The organism is Paenibacillus periandrae, assembly GCF_022458865.1.
In the GTDB taxonomy this organism is placed as follows: Bacteria; Bacillota; Bacilli; order Paenibacillales; family NBRC-103111; genus Paenibacillus_S; species Paenibacillus_S periandrae.
Genome location: NZ_JAJNMU010000011.1, coordinates 244238 through 260190 on the forward strand (window position 1 = coordinate 244238; position 15953 = coordinate 260190).

Below are 15953 nucleotides of genomic sequence, written 5' to 3' on the forward strand. Positions count from 1 at the left end.
GATATGCCTCAATCGATAAAGAAAAATGCAGAGGACCGTATGGAGAAAGCCATTGGTTCTTTAAAGAAAGAGCTTTCCAGTTTACGTGCTGGAAGAGCTGTACCGGCCCTGCTGGATCGCGTTCAAGTGGAATATTACGGGGCTATGACACCTGTCAACCAATTGGCTAATATCAGTACACCTGATTCTCGTACCCTGATGATCCAGCCTTGGGATAAGAGCTCGATGTCGGCCATCGAAAAAGCCATCATGAAATCAGATTTGGGATTGACTCCATCTAATGATGGATCGATGATTCGCATTATGATTCCGGCGTTGACTTCAGAACGCAGATCAGAATTGGTGAAAATGACTCGCAAATTTGGTGAAGAAGCCAAGGTTGCGATTAGAAATGTTCGCCGCGATGCGAATGATGATATCAAAAAGCTCGAGAAAAATGGTATATCTGAGGATGAATCACGTAAATATCAAGAGGATATCCAAAAATTTACCGATAAGTACATTTCGGAAGTCGATAAGGTTCTTGTGGCTAAAGAAAAAGAGATTATGGAAGTATAATCATAGAGACCCCCTTGTAAGGGGGCTTTTAGTCTTTCCTTATTGGAGGAAGCAATAGATGATACCTTTCAAAAAATGGTTTGGAAGCAAGCCACTGAGCGCCGAGCAAATGGAACGGTTAGATGCCGATAATGTACCAAACCATGTAGCAGTTATCATGGACGGCAATGGCCGATGGGCTCAGAAGCGCGGATTACCGCGTGTTGCAGGGCATCACTCAGGTATGAAAAATGTAAAAAAGATTACAATGGCTGCGAACTCCATTGGCGTCAGTGTATTAACGTTATATGCATTTTCTACGGAAAATTGGAAAAGACCAAAAGAAGAAGTGGATTATTTGATGAAGCTTCCAATTGAATTTTTTCCAAAAGAGATCGAGGAATTAATTGCAAATAATGTTCAGATTCGCATGACGGGCTGGCATGAAGGCTTGCCGGATTATACGTTAAAGGCGATTCAAGACGCAATCGAACAAACCAAGAACAACGACGGTCTCATTTTGAATTTTGCTTTAAATTACGGTAGTCGTAAAGAGATGTTATCCGGTGTGAAGCAAATTGCCCAGGATGTGCAATCCGGTAAGCTCGATGCGGATGAGATCGATGAAACTATGTTTTCGAGGTATATGTTAACCCATCCACTTCCGGATCCTGACTTATTAATTCGCACGAGTGGTGAGCTGCGCATTAGCAATTTTATGTTATGGCAATTGGCTTACTCTGAGCTGTGGTTTACTGAGTTGTGCTGGCCGGAATTTACCGAGCAGGATTTTTTTGATGCTGTTCAAGAATATCAGCGGCGGGCCCGCAGATATGGCGGCCTGTAGCAGGCGACGGAGGTATAGACTTGAAGCAGCGAATAGTAACAGGAATCATAGCAGCGATTGTTTTCTTGACCCTTTTATATTTGGGCAGTTATTGGTTTACCGGCCTGATTGTCATTACCTCATTAGTCGGTTTTTATGAATATGTGAAAATGAACAAACTCAACCCCTTTTCTTTAACTTCATTTGTTGGTTATTTGGGGGTTGGTTTATTATGCTTGCCTTGGACCTTAACTGCGATTTCAGTTATAAGCTCTTCAACAAATTTGATATGGCTGTTACTATTTGTTTTATTATGCATTACAGTACTTTCCAAGAATAAAGTAACCATTGATCATATATCTACCTTGTTTTTAGGTGTCGTTTATATTGGTATTGGCTTTCACTATATGATAGAAACAAGAATGATGGAGCAGAATGGGCTATTTTGGACCCTGCTGATTTTTTTCTGTATTTGGGCTACGGATTCTGGCGCGTATTTTACCGGATCACAATTTGGTAAAACTCCGTTATGGCCCACGATCAGTCCGAAAAAATCGATAGAAGGCTCAGTTGGCGGCATTATCATCTCGGTAGTGGTCGCTATTTGCTTCTCGCTATTGCATTCTGAATTGCTATCGTGGAAGCAGGCAATTGTCATTGGAGTGATCATTGCTGTTGTCGGTCAGATGGGAGATCTGATCCAATCTGCATACAAACGTATTAAAGGTATCAAGGATACAGGAACGATCTTACCAGGCCACGGTGGGGTGCTGGATCGTGTAGACAGCTGGTTGATTGTGTTTCCGATGGTCCAGATCCTAGCTCTGCTGCCGCACGCATAAATAGTTAATTGAGGTGAATCATGAAGCATATCGCCATACTCGGTTCTACAGGGTCCATAGGGACGCAAACCCTGGATGTACTGGCACATTCTCCCGAGCAGTACAAAGTGGAGGGACTTGCAGGTGGGTACAATTTGCCTTTATTGCTTGAGCAAATCAAGCAGTTCAAACCCAATAAAGTATCAGTAGCCACCAAAAGCTTGGCGGATGAGCTAAGGCTCCATGTTTCAGCACAAACCTCTGTTTTCTACGGGGATGAAGGTTTAATGGAGATCGCGGCTGGAACGGATGCGGATTATGTAGTTACTGCATTGGTAGGCAGCCAAGGATTGCGTCCAACACTTGCAGCGATTGAGGCAGGCAAGGACATCGGACTCGCTAATAAGGAAACGTTAGTCAGCGCAGGCCACTTGGTGACAGAACTCGTGAAAAAACGTGGGGTCAAGCTGCTTCCTATAGACAGTGAGCATTCTGCGATCTTTCAGTGCTTGAACGGAGAATCAGTACAGAATATTAACAAAATTATTTTAACAGCATCAGGCGGTTCATTCAGAGACCGCACTCGCGAACAGCTGCAAGGCGTTACAGTCGAACAAGCTCTTCAGCATCCGAATTGGTCGATGGGGGCCAAAATTACTATTGATTCAGCTACTATGGTTAACAAAGGGCTGGAGGTCATTGAGGCACATTGGTTGTTTGGGTTGCCTTACTCGCAAATTGAAGTGCTGATCCATCCGGAAAGCATTATTCATTCCTGTGTTGAGTTTGTTGATAATAGTATTATCGCCCAGCTCGGGAACCCTGACATGCGTGTTCCTATTCAGTATGCGCTTACGTATCCCCAGCGACTAGCAACTCCATCAAAGCCTTTGAATTTAGCCCAAATTGGAAAGCTGAACTTCCGTGAAATGGATTATGTGAGATTTCCATGTTTAAAAATGGCTTTTGATAGTGGAAAAGCCGGAGGCACTGCTACCACGGTGTACAATGCAGCTAACGAAGTTGCAGTAGCCAGGTTTTTGAAGGGCACTATTGATTTTCTGCAAATTGAGCGGACTATTGACAGTGTGCTGAATCAGCATGAGGTTGTGGCGAATCCCAATCTGGAAGAAATTATGGCAGCCGACACCTGGGCAAGAGCTGCAGCAGAAAAAATAAATGATTAATGATGTCTGTCCAATTCTGTAAGCATCATTCCACCAGCAGGATAATATGTTCATTACATGGAGCGGCTTGTATTTGTGTCGCAAAAAATGTTAATCTTAATCAAAAGATAAGCATAGCCATGGAACATAAACTTGACTAACCGATGCTTAAGGGAGGACGTTGCGAATTGGCTACGTTGCAAAATGCGTTTCAAATTGTGCTTTTATTTTTTGTCCTGGTTACGATTCATGAATGGGGACATTTTTATTTTGCCAAAAGAGCAGGCATTCTGGTAAGAGAATTTGCTATAGGCTTCGGACCCAAAATCCTCTCTTTCAAAAAGGATGAAACCAGATTTACGCTTCGCTTACTGCCGATTGGCGGCTTTGTGCGTATGGCAGGTGAAGACCCGGAGATGGTTCAAATCAATCCAGGTCAGCGTATTTCGGTGGCTTTACAAGATGATCAGGTCAGCCACATTTACACGGGTGATTTTGACAAGAGAATGGACAGCTTGATTGGGGTTGTGGAAGAGATTGATTTGGAGCGTAAGCTTTTTGTCAGACTCGATTTGGATGGGGAGCAGCGTCAATTTGCCATTCATCCCCAAGCTTTACTCATCGTAAAGGGTAAGGAAACGCAGATTGCTCCACTCGACAGACAATTTGCTAGTAAAACAGTGACACAGCGCGCACTTTCGATTTTTGCTGGTCCCATGATGAACTTTATTCTTGCATTTATTTTGTTTGTGACTGTAGTTTTGATGGCAGGTGTACCTGACAAAATCAAAATACGCAGTACAGAGCCGGGTACTCCCGCAGATAAAAGTGGGCTGATTGCTAATGACATTGTTCTTCAAATCAATGATGAGGTTATCGGAGCAGATGCCAACAAGCTGAAAAATTTAATTAAACAATCAGCCAATAAACCGATGCTTTGGATCATTGAGCGCAATGGTGAACAGATACGCAAGGAGGTTACTCCGCAAGATAAAGACGGCGGTATCGTCGGAGTGACCCTGATGCCTGAAAATCGTAAAGCTACCGTTTTGGATGGCGTTAAAAGCGGCTGGAGCAGCTTCTCCATGGCTACTGTCTCGATACTGGACAGCTTTGGCAAACTGGCAACACTGCAGTTCAAGATGGATGACCTGGGGGGACCCGTTCGTATCGTGGAATTTACAAGTGAGCAGGCTAGTGCAGGCTGGGCACAATATATTTTCTGGACAGCTTTAATGAGTTTGTATCTCGGATTGTTTAATTTGCTTCCATTTCCTGCTTTGGACGGCAGTCGTTTGGTATTCCTTGCCTTTGAGGCGGTACGAGGCAAACCCGTGGATCCAAGCCGCGAAAGCATCGTCCATTTCGTCGGATTTGCGATGCTGATGCTGTTAATGATCGCTGTTACTTATAATGATATACTGCGCTTGGTTAAGGGATAAGCAAAGTTTAAGTTAATGCTTACGAAGTAGCTTTGCTGAAGCAAAGCTTGTAGGAGGATCACTCATGTCAAAAGAAAAGCAATTCGTAAAAGAGATTACTCCACAAAGTGAGGATTTCTCCAGATGGTATTTGGATGTTATCAAAAAAGCAGACTTGATGAGCTATTCGCCGGTTCGGGGTTGTATCGTATTTAAACCGGACAGCTATGAAATCTGGGAAAATATTCAAAAAGAATTGGATAGCAAATTCAAGGAAACAGGTCATAGAAATGCCTATTTTCCACTATTCATCCCTGAAAGCTTTTTTCAGAAGGAAAAGGATCATATTGAAGGCTTCAACCCTGAGCTCCCTTGGGTAACTGAGGCAGGCGGCGAGAAGCTGGAGGAACGGCTGGCTATACGACCAACTTCTGAAACGATGGTTGGGCACATGTATGCCGAATGGATTAATTCGTACCGCGACCTGCCGCTCTTGATCAATCAGTGGGCTAACGTAGTTCGTTGGGAGAAGAGAACGCAGCCGTTTTTGCGGACGAGTGAGTTTTTGTGGCAGGAAGGCCACACGGCTCATGAGGACGAAGCCGATGCACGTCGTGAAACGATGCAGATGCTAGATATTTATAAGGATTTTGCCGAAAATTTCCTGGCGATTCCGGTTATTCTCGGTGCAAAGACACCTTCGGAGCGGTTTGCCGGTGCTGTAGACACCTTCTCGATAGAAGCGATGATGAAGGATGGCAAAGCGGTTCAGGCAGGAACCTCTCACTATTTGGGTACTAAATTCGCTGTTGCTTTTGACATCAAATATTTGGACCGCGAGAATCAGCATCAATTTTGCCATACAACCTCCTGGGGTGTAAGTACACGTCTGATTGGAGCCTTGATCATGGTCCATGGAGATGACAGAGGATTGGTTATGCCTCCAAAGGTTGCACCAACGCAACTGATTATGATTCCTATTGGACCACCGAAAACAAGAGAACCCGTCGTAGCCCGTGTAAATGAGCTGTTCCAGCAGCTGAAGAAAGCCGGAGTCCGCGTTAAAGTGGATGATCGTGCTGACCAAAGCCCTGGCTGGAAATTTAATGAATACGAAATGCGCGGCGTGCCGATTCGCCTTGAGCTCGGACCTCGTGATATGGAAAATGGACAAGTTGTTCTAGTATCCAGAGTAACTGGTGAAAAGAAAATGGTTGCGCAGGAGCATTTGGTGGAAGAAGTGCAAAACATGCTGGCAGAAATTCATCAGCAGATGTATGATAAAGCGAAGCAGTTCCGCGATGATAATTTCAGTTCGGTCGACACCTTGGATGAGTTTAAGGCATTTCTGGAAGAAAAGCGCGGCTTTGCATTAGCAGGCTGGTGCGGTTCAGCAGCATGTGAAGCACAAGTCAAGGAAGAGACGGGAGCAACGAGCCGTAATATTCCATTCGAACCTGCAGAGCATAAGGAAACTTGCTTTGTTTGTGGAGATAAAGCACAGCATACCGTCGTTTTTGGTAAAGCTTATTAATGTAAAGTGACAATAGGGCAAAGCGGAGAGCTACCAACTTCCTTTTGCCCTTTGTATGTTTTTAGGAGGATGTTCATGAGCGAAACGGCAGAAAAAAGACAGCGTTTTGAGATGCTGATGGAGCAAGCGCGTGTACCTCAGGATGTAGTCAGTTCTTTTTTTGTGGATGGCTACATTGATAAAGTAGAAACCAGCCACAAAAACAAGGAGTGGACACTTTATATCGGGAAAAGCAGCATCGTTCCCAGGGAAGTTTACGTTTCCTTTTGTAAATTAATACGTGATAAATTTGCACATATTGCGGCTATTCGTTTTATTCTAAGATATACAGATCAAGTAACAGCCGAATCGATTGCCCATGAGTACTGGTCGATGTTTGTTGAATGGGTTCAGCGAGAGGAAACGTCGGTTAACGGCTGGATGAATAAGGCGCATATTGAAGTACAGGGCAATGTGTTAACGCTAGTGATGCTCGATTCAATGGGTCTGGAGATGGCCAAGAAAAAAAATATCGGGCAGTGGGTTCAAACCTATTACCATACGTATTTTGGCGCTGATTTCCAGGTTCGCTATAGCAAAAATGAGAAGCCTGAAGAAGAAATCAAAAAGTTTGAGCAGCAGATTAAAGAAGAAAATAAAATGGTTACGGAAGAAATGATGACATCCATCGAAGCTGAGCAGGAAGCTGATTCACTGAATGCGGCTGAAATCAAGCTGATGGTTGGTTATGATATTAAGGACGCTCCGGTTCCTATTCAAATGGTGCAGGATGAGGAAAAGAAAGTAACACTGCAGGGCGCAGTTTTTGGGCTGGATTCCAAAGAGCTTAAAAACGGCATGACCTTGTTCACGTTTAATATAACAGATTTTACTGATTCCATGATGGTTAAAGCATTCGCCAAAAATAAAGAGGATGTTAAAATTTATAGTCTGATTCAAAATGGCACTTGGCTTAAACTGCGGGGGAAGGTGGAATATGACCGGTTTATGCAAACCCCAGAGCTGGTTTTGATGCCTAATGATATCAACGAGGTTATGGCGCCGCCGGACCGTAAGGATGATGCTGAAGAGAAGCGGGTCGAGTTTCATCTTCATACAACAATGAGTACAATGGACGGCATTACTTCCGTCGATCAGTACATAAAAACTGCCGCCAAATGGGGACATAAAGCAATTGCCATCACAGACCATGCCGGTATTCAATGCTTTCCCGAAGCTGACAAAGCTGCCAAGAAAAATGGAATCAAACTTATTTATGGGCTGGAAGCCAATGTGGTGGATGATGCTGTACCCGTTGTAGTGAATCCACGCAACGAGGACTTACGCGAAATTGAATATGTTATTTTTGACATAGAAACAACCGGTTTATCCATTATTAACAACAAAATTATCGAATTAGCCGGCGTTAAAATGAAGGACGGCAAGGAAGTTGACCGATTTGCCAGCTTCGTTAATCCACATGAAAAAATTCCTTATAACATTCAACAATTAACGAATATTACAGATGATATGGTTGTCGATGCACCAGAGCTGGAAGAGGTATTGCCTAAATTTATCGATTTTATTGGGGATTGCGTGCTGGTTGCTCATAATGCGCGGTTTGATATGGGCTTTATTCATGCGAATTGTAAAAGGCTTGGCTTGGCGCCGGTACCAAATCCTTCGTTGGATACGTTGGAGCTGGCAAGACTGTTATTTCCAACGATGAAAAACCATCGCTTGAACACATTAGCCGATAAGTTCAAGGTTGGTTTGGACAACCATCACCGAGCGATTGATGACTCGATAGCACTGGGTTATATTTTATTCCATTTGATCAAAGAAGCAGTTGAACGCGGGTTAATTCATATGCCGCAGCTTAATGATAATGTCGGTAAGAGCTTAAAAAACCAGAGACCGTTTCATTGCTGCATCTATGCGCAAAACGCGATAGGCAAGAAAAATCTGTTTACTTTGGTTTCACTCTCCCATACGGAGTATTTTCAGAGAGTGGCCTGCATTCCGCGAAGCAAGCTTGTCGAACTGCGTGATGGGTTAATTATTTCTTCTGGCTGCGAAAAAGGCGAGTTTTTCGAAGCAGTGCTGAATAAGTCCATGGAAGAAGCTGAGCAGGTAGCCGAGTTTTATGATGTCCTAGAAATTCAACCGATCGGCGTCAATTTGCATTTGGTGGATAAAGGCTTGGTGGGCAGCAAGGAACAGCTGGAGGATGCGAATCAGCGGGTGTTACAAATCGGGCGTAAGCTGGACAAGCTTGTGATCGCAACCGGTAATGTTCATTATTTACACCCTAGACTAAAAATTTGCCGTGATATTGCAATCAATGGCATAACCGGATTCAGTCCTTTGAAGGATATGAAGAAGCCGGAAGTCCACTTTCGGACGACCAAGGAAATGCTTGCTGAATTTCAATATTTAGGGGCAGAGACCGCACATGAGGTTGTAGTCAAAAATACAGTGGAGCTTGCTGATCGCTTTGAGGAAATAGAGCTGTTCCCAAGTAAACTGTTTACACCGATTATCGAAGGCGCCGATGAAGAGATTCGTCAAAAATGCTATGATACAGCCAAACGTATTTACGGGGACGAACTCCACGAGGTCATTACGGCAAGGCTTGAAAAAGAACTCATTCCAATTATTAAATATGGTTTTTCTGCCAACTATCTTATTTCGGAGCGTCTCGTTAAAAAATCTAATGAAGATGGATATCTGGTAGGATCACGGGGATCAGTAGGTTCCTCAGTTGTGGCAACCTTTTTGGGAATATCCGAGGTTAATCCGTTACCACCCCATTATATATGCAGCTCCTGCAAGTATAGTGAGTGGATTCTGGATGGGAGCTTGATGAGTGGATTTGATTTACCGGACAAAAGCTGCCCAACCTGCGGTGAGAAATTGAGGGGCGAAGGTCAGGATATTCCTTTTGAAACGTTTCTTGGCTTTAAGGGGGATAAGGTTCCCGATATCGATTTGAACTTCTCAGGTGAATACCAGGCTGTAGCCCATAATTATACCAAGGAGCTATTTGGTGAAAAATGCGTGTTTCGTGCAGGTACGATCGGTACGATTGCTGAAAAAACGGCTTTTGGTTACGTGAAGAAGTTTGAAGAGGAGCAGGGCAAAAAATGGCGTGGCGCTGAGATCAGCCGTCTTGCCTCAGGCTTCACAGGCGTAAAGCGCAGCACGGGCCAGCATCCAGGCGGTATCGTCGTCGTTCCTGATTATATGGATGTGAATGATGTGACACCTGTCCAGTTTCCAGCTGATGACACGAATGCCGAATGGAAAACGACCCATTTTGACTACCATGCATTTGAAAGCAATTTACTGAAGCTCGATATATTAGGTCATGATGATCCGACCATGATGCGTATGCTTCAGGACTTGACAGGGGTGGACCCGACGACCATTCCAATGAATGATCCGAAGGTTATGAGTATTTTTAATTCAACCAAATCACTCGAAGTCACACCAGAGCAAATACGTACTCCTGTTGCCACTTATGGTGTGCCGGAAATGGGTACCAAGTTCGTACGCCAAATGCTTCAGGAAACACAACCGTCCACGTTTGCCGATTTACTGCAAATCTCAGGGCTATCCCACGGAACAGGGGTATGGCTTGGAAATGCGCAGGAGCTGATCCGCAAAGAAACATGCACGATTAAAACCGTTATTGGCTGCCGGGATGACATCATGCTTTATTTAATTTATAAGGCGGGAATGGATGCCGGATTGGCGTTCAAAATAACCGAAAGCGTACGTAAAGGAAAGGGATTAACTGCGGAGTGGAAGGAGGATATGAAGAAACATAAGGTACCGGGCTGGTATATCGAATCGTGTGAGCGTATTGAGTACATGTTCCCAAAAGCCCATGCGGCTGCCTATGTTATTTCTGCTGTACGTACTGCCTTCTTTAAGCTGTATTACCCGATAGCTTATTATGCAACTTATTTTACGGTTCGTGCAGAGGATTTTGAAGTTGAACTGCTGTGTCAGGGCTATGATGCTATATTACGTAGATTGATCGAGATCGAGGACAAGGGCTTTCAGGCTTTGCCTAAGGAGAAGGCCATGATTTCCATCCTGGAAATGGCTCTGGAAATGACGGCACGAGGCTTTTCCTTTAAAGGCATCGATTTGTTCAAGTCAGATGCCACTAAATTTCTGGTCGATGGCGACTCACTAATCGTACCCTTCTCTGCACTTGGAGGAATCGGGGAAAATGCGGCCAAAAACATTGCGGCTTCCAAGAATGATGGGCCTTTTCTGTCGATAGAGGATTTTCAAACCCGCAGTAAAGCGTCCAAAACAATTATTGAGCTGCTGAACTCCATGGGCTGCTTCCGTGGACTGCCGGAAACGAACCAATTGTCGCTTTTCTAAACAAAGTGGATGGCTGCCGAACGCAGACCTCATTGCATAGATATGAGCCTTATGGTATAATCTTCTTTGGCAACAATGTTATAGATTTCGATCTTAGAGAGTGGGGAAACCCACTCTTTACATTTTGTTATAGACCTGAGAGCATTCTGACTCTCGTTTACGATAGGAGGAAACGGATTGAGCGCACAAATAAAATCCGTAGTAGAATCACTTATGCAGGCTTTCATGGATGAAAATGGATTCGAACTGGTAGATGTAGAATACGTCAAGGAAGGCAGCAACTGGTTTCTGCGGTTGTATGCTGACAAAGAAGGCGGCATCGACATTGACGATTGCGGCCGGATTAGTGAATTCTTAAGTGAAAAATTAGATGAAAATGATCCGATTCCAACAGCCTACTTTTTGGAAGTTTCTTCACCCGGTGCTGAACGTCCTCTGAAAAAGGTACAGGACTATTACAAAGCTGTTGGAGACAACGTATTTGTAACGACCTACGAAACTTTTGATGGTTTGAAGGAATTCGAGGGAAAGCTGCTTTCATTTGACGAGCAAACGATTGAAATTGAATCGGGTAAAAAAAAGCATGCGATTCCCTTTAACAAAGTAGCCAGCGCCCGTTTGGCTATCATTTTTTAAAAGCTGTACAATTATTGGGATTATTTGAGAGGGGGAACTCCATCCGATGAATATGGATTTTATTGACGCACTATCGGAAATCGAAAGGGAGAAGGGAATCGCCAAGGAAGTGTTGATCGATGCAATCGAAGCGGCTCTGATTTCCAGCTATAAACGCAATTTTAATACCGCACAAAATGTCCGTGTTGACATTAATCGTCATACCGGATTGATCAAAGTATATGCACGCAAAACCGTTGTGGATGATGTGCTCGATGTGAGAATGGAAATTTCGCTGGAAGCAGCCAGGGAAATCAGCCCAAACTATCAGCTGACGGATATTGTGGAAATCGAAGTCACACCTCGTGATTTCGGGCGTATTGCTGCACAAACCGCCAAGCAGGTTGTTACACAGCGGATACGCGAAGCAGAGCGTGGACTCATCTATAATGCCTTTGTCGATAAAGAAGAAGACATTGTAACAGGAATTGTTCAGCGTCAGGATTTACGCAACGTGTATATCGATTTAGGCAAGATCGAAGCCGCTCTGCCCTTGACTGAATTGATGCCGACGGATAAATTCAAGCAGGGTGACCGGGTTAAAGCTTATATTACCAAGGTAGAGAATACGACCAAGGGCCCGCAAATTATTTTATCCCGTACGCACCCTGGACTTCTAAAAAGATTATTCGAGCTGGAAGTTCCTGAAATTTTTGATGGTGTTGTTGAAATTCGTTCTGTCGCTCGCGAAGCCGGCTTTCGTTCCAAAATTGCGGTTCATTCCCGTAATACGGAAGTGGATCCGGTGGGTTCATGTGTAGGACCCAAGGGAATTCGCGTACAGACGATTGTAAATGAGCTTAAAGGTGAAAAAATAGACATCGTTCGTTGGATGGAGACGGTAGACGAATACGTCGCAAATGCACTTAGTCCTTCGAAAGTAATAGAAGTCAATGTATTTGAAAATGAAAAAATGGCTCGAGTGATCGTACCCGATTATCAGCTTTCCCTGGCTATTGGAATCAAAGGTCAAAATGCCCGCTTGGCGGCCAAATTGACAGGCTGGAAAATTGATATCAAGAGTGAGACTCAGGCTGAGCAGGAATATGGTCGTCAGAAAACCTACAGCGAAGAAATGCATCAGGATTCTATCAGTATTGATTAATAAGTGCAATTGGCATATATAGAGGGTGATACCGGATGAAGCCAAGAAAAATTCCTCTTCGCAAATGTGTGGCTTGCCAGGAAATGAAAGCGAAGAAAGAACTGATCCGCGTTGTAAAAACGCCGAATGATGAGCTGTTGATCGATCTGAGCGGTAAAAAGGCAGGACGCGGAGCTTACCTGTGTGGCAAGCAGTCGTGCTTTAAGCTCGCCAAAAAAAGCCGCGCACTAGACCGTGCGCTCAAGTCTCCGGTAAGTCCGGATATCTACGATGCGTTGGAGCAGGATTTCATCAAAGTCGAAGATGAGTTTATTGCCGGCAAGGAAACGATGGTGGATGATGAATAACAAATTTTATAACAATCTGGGTATGGCCATGCGAGCAGGCAAAATTGTTACTGGTGAGGAATCCGTCATTGATTCTGTACGCAAGGGTGAAGCCAAGCTTGTCATAGTTGCGGAAGACGCCGCGGTTAATACCTGTAAAAAAGTAAGTGATAAATGTACGACCTTTGGAGTTCCGGTCATCCAGTTTGGAAGTCGGGAACGTTTGGGGGCGAGTATTGGGAAAGAATCAAGAGTCACTATTGCTGTTGCCGATGCGGGTTTTGCAAGAATGCTAAAGAAAAGTCTGGAAAATCGTACGGAGGTGGACGGTATTGAATAAACAAGACAATAATAAAGATAAGCTTCGGGTTTACGAATATGCCAAGTCTTTAAACATGAGCAGTAAAGAAATTATTACCATTTTAAAAAGACTGGATATACCCGTTAACAACCATATGAGCGTAATGGAGAATGATACAGTGAGCAGTGTAGAGAAGTTTTTCAAGGATGTAAAGGCGAACGCGGCAGCTAAGCGTACAAGCGATACAGGCAGCAGTTCAAGCAATACGAATTCGGCTCCCAAGGAGGCAGCTTCCATCAAGATGGAGTCTAAGCCAGCCCCAACCACGCAAGATCAGGCTGCATCTGTCAGTACCTCAAGCAGCAGTACTCCACAAGGACAGTCATCAACGTCAGCAGCAACGACTTCAACAACAGGAAGCAGTGCACCACGCAGATCGGATCAGGCTGGTTCTAATCGCCCGTCACAAGATCAGAATCGTCGCCTACAGGGTCAAGGGTCGCAGGGTGGAAGCAGCAGCTACAATCAGCGTCCAAGCAGCGGAAGCAGTCAAGGCGGAGGGTATCAGAACCGCAGTTCACAATCTGGCGGAAGCTCGCAAGGCGGATACCAAAACCGCAGCTCTCAAGCTGGTGGAAGCTCACAAGGCGGAGGATATCAGAACCGCAGCTCTCAAGGCGGCAGCAGCCAATCCGGTGGACAAAGCCGTCCAGCAGGTAGCGGATACCAAGGCAATCGTAATGGTTCTACAGGCAGCACAGGTGGCAGCAGCCGTCCCGCTACAGGCACCAGCAGTGCAAGCAGCCGACCGGCAGAGCAGCGCACACAGCGTCCGGCTACTTCATCAGCTGATAGAAAACCGTTCAGCTCTAGCGCCCCGAGTTCCTTTAATAAATCAGCAGGTGCTGGACCTCAAAGAACGTCATTAGACAATGAGGATAACAGAAACAAGCCAGTGAAAAAAAATAACGCTGGTCCTAATAAACGTTTTGATGATGGCAGATCCGGCGGATCATCCAGAGGTCCACAAAATAGCCGCGGCAGCAACAGAAATCAACAACGCGGCAAGTTCCAGGAAGTGAAAAAAGAAAAAATCGACAATACACCGAAAAAGATTATCGTTCGAGGAACGATGACGGTTGGTGAGATGGCGAAATCGTTGCATAAGGATGCATCTGAAGTTATCAAAAAGCTGTTATTCCTTGGAGTTATGGCAACAATCAACCAAGAGCTGGATCTGGATGCGATTCAATTGCTTGCAAGTGACTACAACGTTGAAGTCGAGCTGAAGATTCCTGTTGCGGAAGATCGCTTTGAAACCTTTGAAGAAATCGACGATGAGGCTGATCTGATCGAACGTCCTCCTGTAGTTACGATTATGGGGCACGTTGACCACGGTAAAACGACATTGTTGGATGCTATTAGAAAAACAAGTGTCACTGAAGGTGAAGCCGGCGGTATTACCCAGCATATCGGAGCTTACCAGGTTGAAACTCATAATAAGAAAATTACGTTCCTGGATACACCAGGTCACGAAGCGTTTACTTCCATGCGTTCACGTGGTGCACAGGTAACAGATATTACAATTATTGTTGTTGCCGCAGACGATGGTGTTATGCCGCAAACCGTTGAGGCTATAGCACACGCAAAAGCAGCGAAGGTTCCGATCATCGTAGCAGTCAATAAGATTGATAAGCCGGATGCGGATCCTGAAAAAATCAAACAGGCGTTGACCGAATATGAGCTTGTACCGGAAGAATGGGGCGGAGATACCATTTTCTGCAACATTTCGGCTAAGCAGCGTATTGGTCTTGACAATTTGCTTGATACTATTCTGCTTGTAGCTGAAGTTCAAGAGCTCAAAGCTAACCCGAACAAGCGTGCCAGAGGAACGGTTATCGAAGCTGAGCTGGATAAAGGTAAGGGTCCAGTAGTTCGTGTATTGATTCAGCACGGTACATTGAGTGTTGGTGATAGCTTCGTAGCCGGTGTTAACTTTGGCCGTGTACGGGCAATGGTTAACGATAAAGGCAAGAGACTCAAGGAAGCAGGTCCTTCCACACCGGTAGAAATTACAGGGTTGACAGAGGTTCCGCAAGCGGGCGATCCGTTTATCTGCTTCGAGGATGAGCGTAAAGCGAGAATTATTGCAGAGAAACGCTCAGTTACGTTAAGACAAGCCGAAATGGGCGCCAATGTCCGCGTAACCTTGGATGATCTGTATAAGCATATTAAAGATGGTGAGATTAAAGATCTTAACGTAATCATAAAAGGTGACGTTCAAGGATCGGTTGAAGCTCTACGAGGTTCACTTGCCAAAATTGAAATCGAGGGAGTTCGCGTCAAGATTCTTCATCATGGCGTAGGTGCTATTACGGAGTCTGATGTTATTTTGGCCTCTGCTTCCAATGCCATCGTGATTGGTTTTAACGTTCGTCCTGAGCCGCAAGCTAAAAATACAGCAGAATCGGAAAAGGTTGACATCCGCCTGCACAGCATTATATACAAAATAATTGAGGAAATTGAGCATGCTATGAAAGGCAAGCTTGATCCCATCTTCAAAGAAGTTGTGCTTGGCCAAGCGGAAGTACGTCAAGTTATTAAAGTTACCAAAGTCGGTGTTATTGCAGGCTGCATGATCACATCCGGGAAAATTACTCGTAATGCAAAAATGCGTTTGATCCGTGGTGGTATCGTTGTGTTTGAAGGCAACATCGATTCGTTGAAACGCTTTAAGGATGATGTCAAGGAAGTTGCGCAAGGCTACGAGTGTGGTATATCCCTTGAAAAATTCAATGATATTAAGGAACTCGATATTATTGAAGCTTTCATCCTGGAATCAGTCGAGAGGTGATCTG

The 15953-nt window shown here is 44.6% G+C and carries 12 protein-coding genes; all 12 read left to right on the forward strand.

Annotated elements, in window-relative coordinates:
- The first annotated feature begins 3 nt into the window (after positions 1–3).
- The 12 genes from frr to infB all read left to right on the forward strand — a co-directional run bounded on the left by frr (position 4) and on the right by infB (position 15949).
- On the forward strand, positions 4–558 hold the full coding sequence (gene frr / locus LRL21_RS20110; protein ID WP_240417573.1) for a ribosome recycling factor: 555 nt from the start codon (positions 4–6) through the stop codon (positions 556–558).
- 58 nt (positions 559–616) lie between these two features.
- On the forward strand, positions 617–1384 hold the full coding sequence (locus LRL21_RS20115; RefSeq protein ID WP_240417574.1) for an isoprenyl transferase: 768 nt from the start codon (positions 617–619) through the stop codon (positions 1382–1384).
- A gap of 20 nt (positions 1385–1404) precedes the next feature.
- The gene (locus LRL21_RS20120) at positions 1405–2205 is read left to right on the forward strand and encodes a phosphatidate cytidylyltransferase (protein WP_240417575.1); all 801 of its coding nucleotides are present in this window, start codon (positions 1405–1407) and stop codon (positions 2203–2205) included.
- 20 nt (positions 2206–2225) lie between these two features.
- Complete coding sequence (locus tag LRL21_RS20125) at positions 2226–3371, forward strand: 1-deoxy-D-xylulose-5-phosphate reductoisomerase (RefSeq protein ID WP_240417576.1); 1146 nt, start codon at positions 2226–2228, stop codon at positions 3369–3371.
- Positions 3372–3538: 167 nt separating this feature from the next.
- The gene (gene rseP / locus LRL21_RS20130; RefSeq protein ID WP_240417577.1) at positions 3539–4792 is read left to right on the forward strand and encodes an RIP metalloprotease RseP; all 1254 of its coding nucleotides are present in this window, start codon (positions 3539–3541) and stop codon (positions 4790–4792) included.
- 64 nt (positions 4793–4856) lie between these two features.
- Positions 4857–6305 carry a proline--tRNA ligase gene (gene proS, locus LRL21_RS20135; RefSeq protein ID WP_240417578.1) on the forward strand — a complete coding sequence of 483 codons (1449 nt, stop codon included), beginning with the start codon at positions 4857–4859 and terminating at the stop codon, positions 6303–6305.
- A gap of 75 nt (positions 6306–6380) precedes the next feature.
- Positions 6381–10688 carry a PolC-type DNA polymerase III gene (locus LRL21_RS20140; RefSeq protein WP_240417579.1) on the forward strand — a complete coding sequence of 1436 codons (4308 nt, stop codon included), beginning with the start codon at positions 6381–6383 and terminating at the stop codon, positions 10686–10688.
- 177 nt (positions 10689–10865) lie between these two features.
- The gene (gene rimP / locus LRL21_RS20145) at positions 10866–11324 is read left to right on the forward strand and encodes a ribosome maturation factor RimP (protein ID WP_275900817.1); all 459 of its coding nucleotides are present in this window, start codon (positions 10866–10868) and stop codon (positions 11322–11324) included.
- A gap of 46 nt (positions 11325–11370) precedes the next feature.
- Positions 11371–12468 carry a transcription termination factor NusA gene (gene nusA, locus LRL21_RS20150; protein WP_240417580.1) on the forward strand — a complete coding sequence of 366 codons (1098 nt, stop codon included), beginning with the start codon at positions 11371–11373 and terminating at the stop codon, positions 12466–12468.
- Positions 12469–12503: 35 nt separating this feature from the next.
- A complete protein-coding gene (gene rnpM, locus LRL21_RS20155) occupies positions 12504–12815 on the forward strand; it encodes an RNase P modulator RnpM (protein ID WP_240417581.1) in 312 nt (103 codons plus the stop codon).
- The gene (locus LRL21_RS20160; RefSeq protein WP_240417582.1) at positions 12805–13134 is read left to right on the forward strand and encodes a YlxQ family RNA-binding protein; all 330 of its coding nucleotides are present in this window, start codon (positions 12805–12807) and stop codon (positions 13132–13134) included. The genes rnpM and LRL21_RS20160 overlap by 11 nt, the downstream gene beginning before the upstream one ends.
- On the forward strand, positions 13127–15949 hold the full coding sequence (infB, locus tag LRL21_RS20165) for a translation initiation factor IF-2 (protein WP_240417583.1): 2823 nt from the start codon (positions 13127–13129) through the stop codon (positions 15947–15949). Before LRL21_RS20160 ends, infB begins: the two co-directional genes overlap by 8 nt.
- Positions 15950–15953: the final 4 nt, after the last annotated feature.

What these genes read in the sequence shown, in the direction of transcription:
- proS (WP_240417578.1), top strand. Translation starts at nt 4,857, where the DNA reads ATGTCAAAAGAAAAGCAATTCGTAAAAGAGATTACTCCACAAAGTGAG.
- LRL21_RS20160 (WP_240417582.1), top strand. Translation starts at nt 12,805, where the DNA reads ATGATGAATAACAAATTTTATAACAATCTGGGTATGGCCATGCGAGCA.
- LRL21_RS20140 (WP_240417579.1), top strand. Translation starts at nt 6,381, where the DNA reads ATGAGCGAAACGGCAGAAAAAAGACAGCGTTTTGAGATGCTGATGGAG.
- rnpM (WP_240417581.1), top strand. Translation starts at nt 12,504, where the DNA reads ATGAAGCCAAGAAAAATTCCTCTTCGCAAATGTGTGGCTTGCCAGGAA.
- nusA (WP_240417580.1), top strand. Translation starts at nt 11,371, where the DNA reads ATGAATATGGATTTTATTGACGCACTATCGGAAATCGAAAGGGAGAAG.
- LRL21_RS20115 (WP_240417574.1), top strand. Translation starts at nt 617, where the DNA reads ATGATACCTTTCAAAAAATGGTTTGGAAGCAAGCCACTGAGCGCCGAG.
- frr (WP_240417573.1), top strand. Translation starts at nt 4, where the DNA reads ATGCCTCAATCGATAAAGAAAAATGCAGAGGACCGTATGGAGAAAGCC.
- LRL21_RS20125 (WP_240417576.1), top strand. Translation starts at nt 2,226, where the DNA reads ATGAAGCATATCGCCATACTCGGTTCTACAGGGTCCATAGGGACGCAA.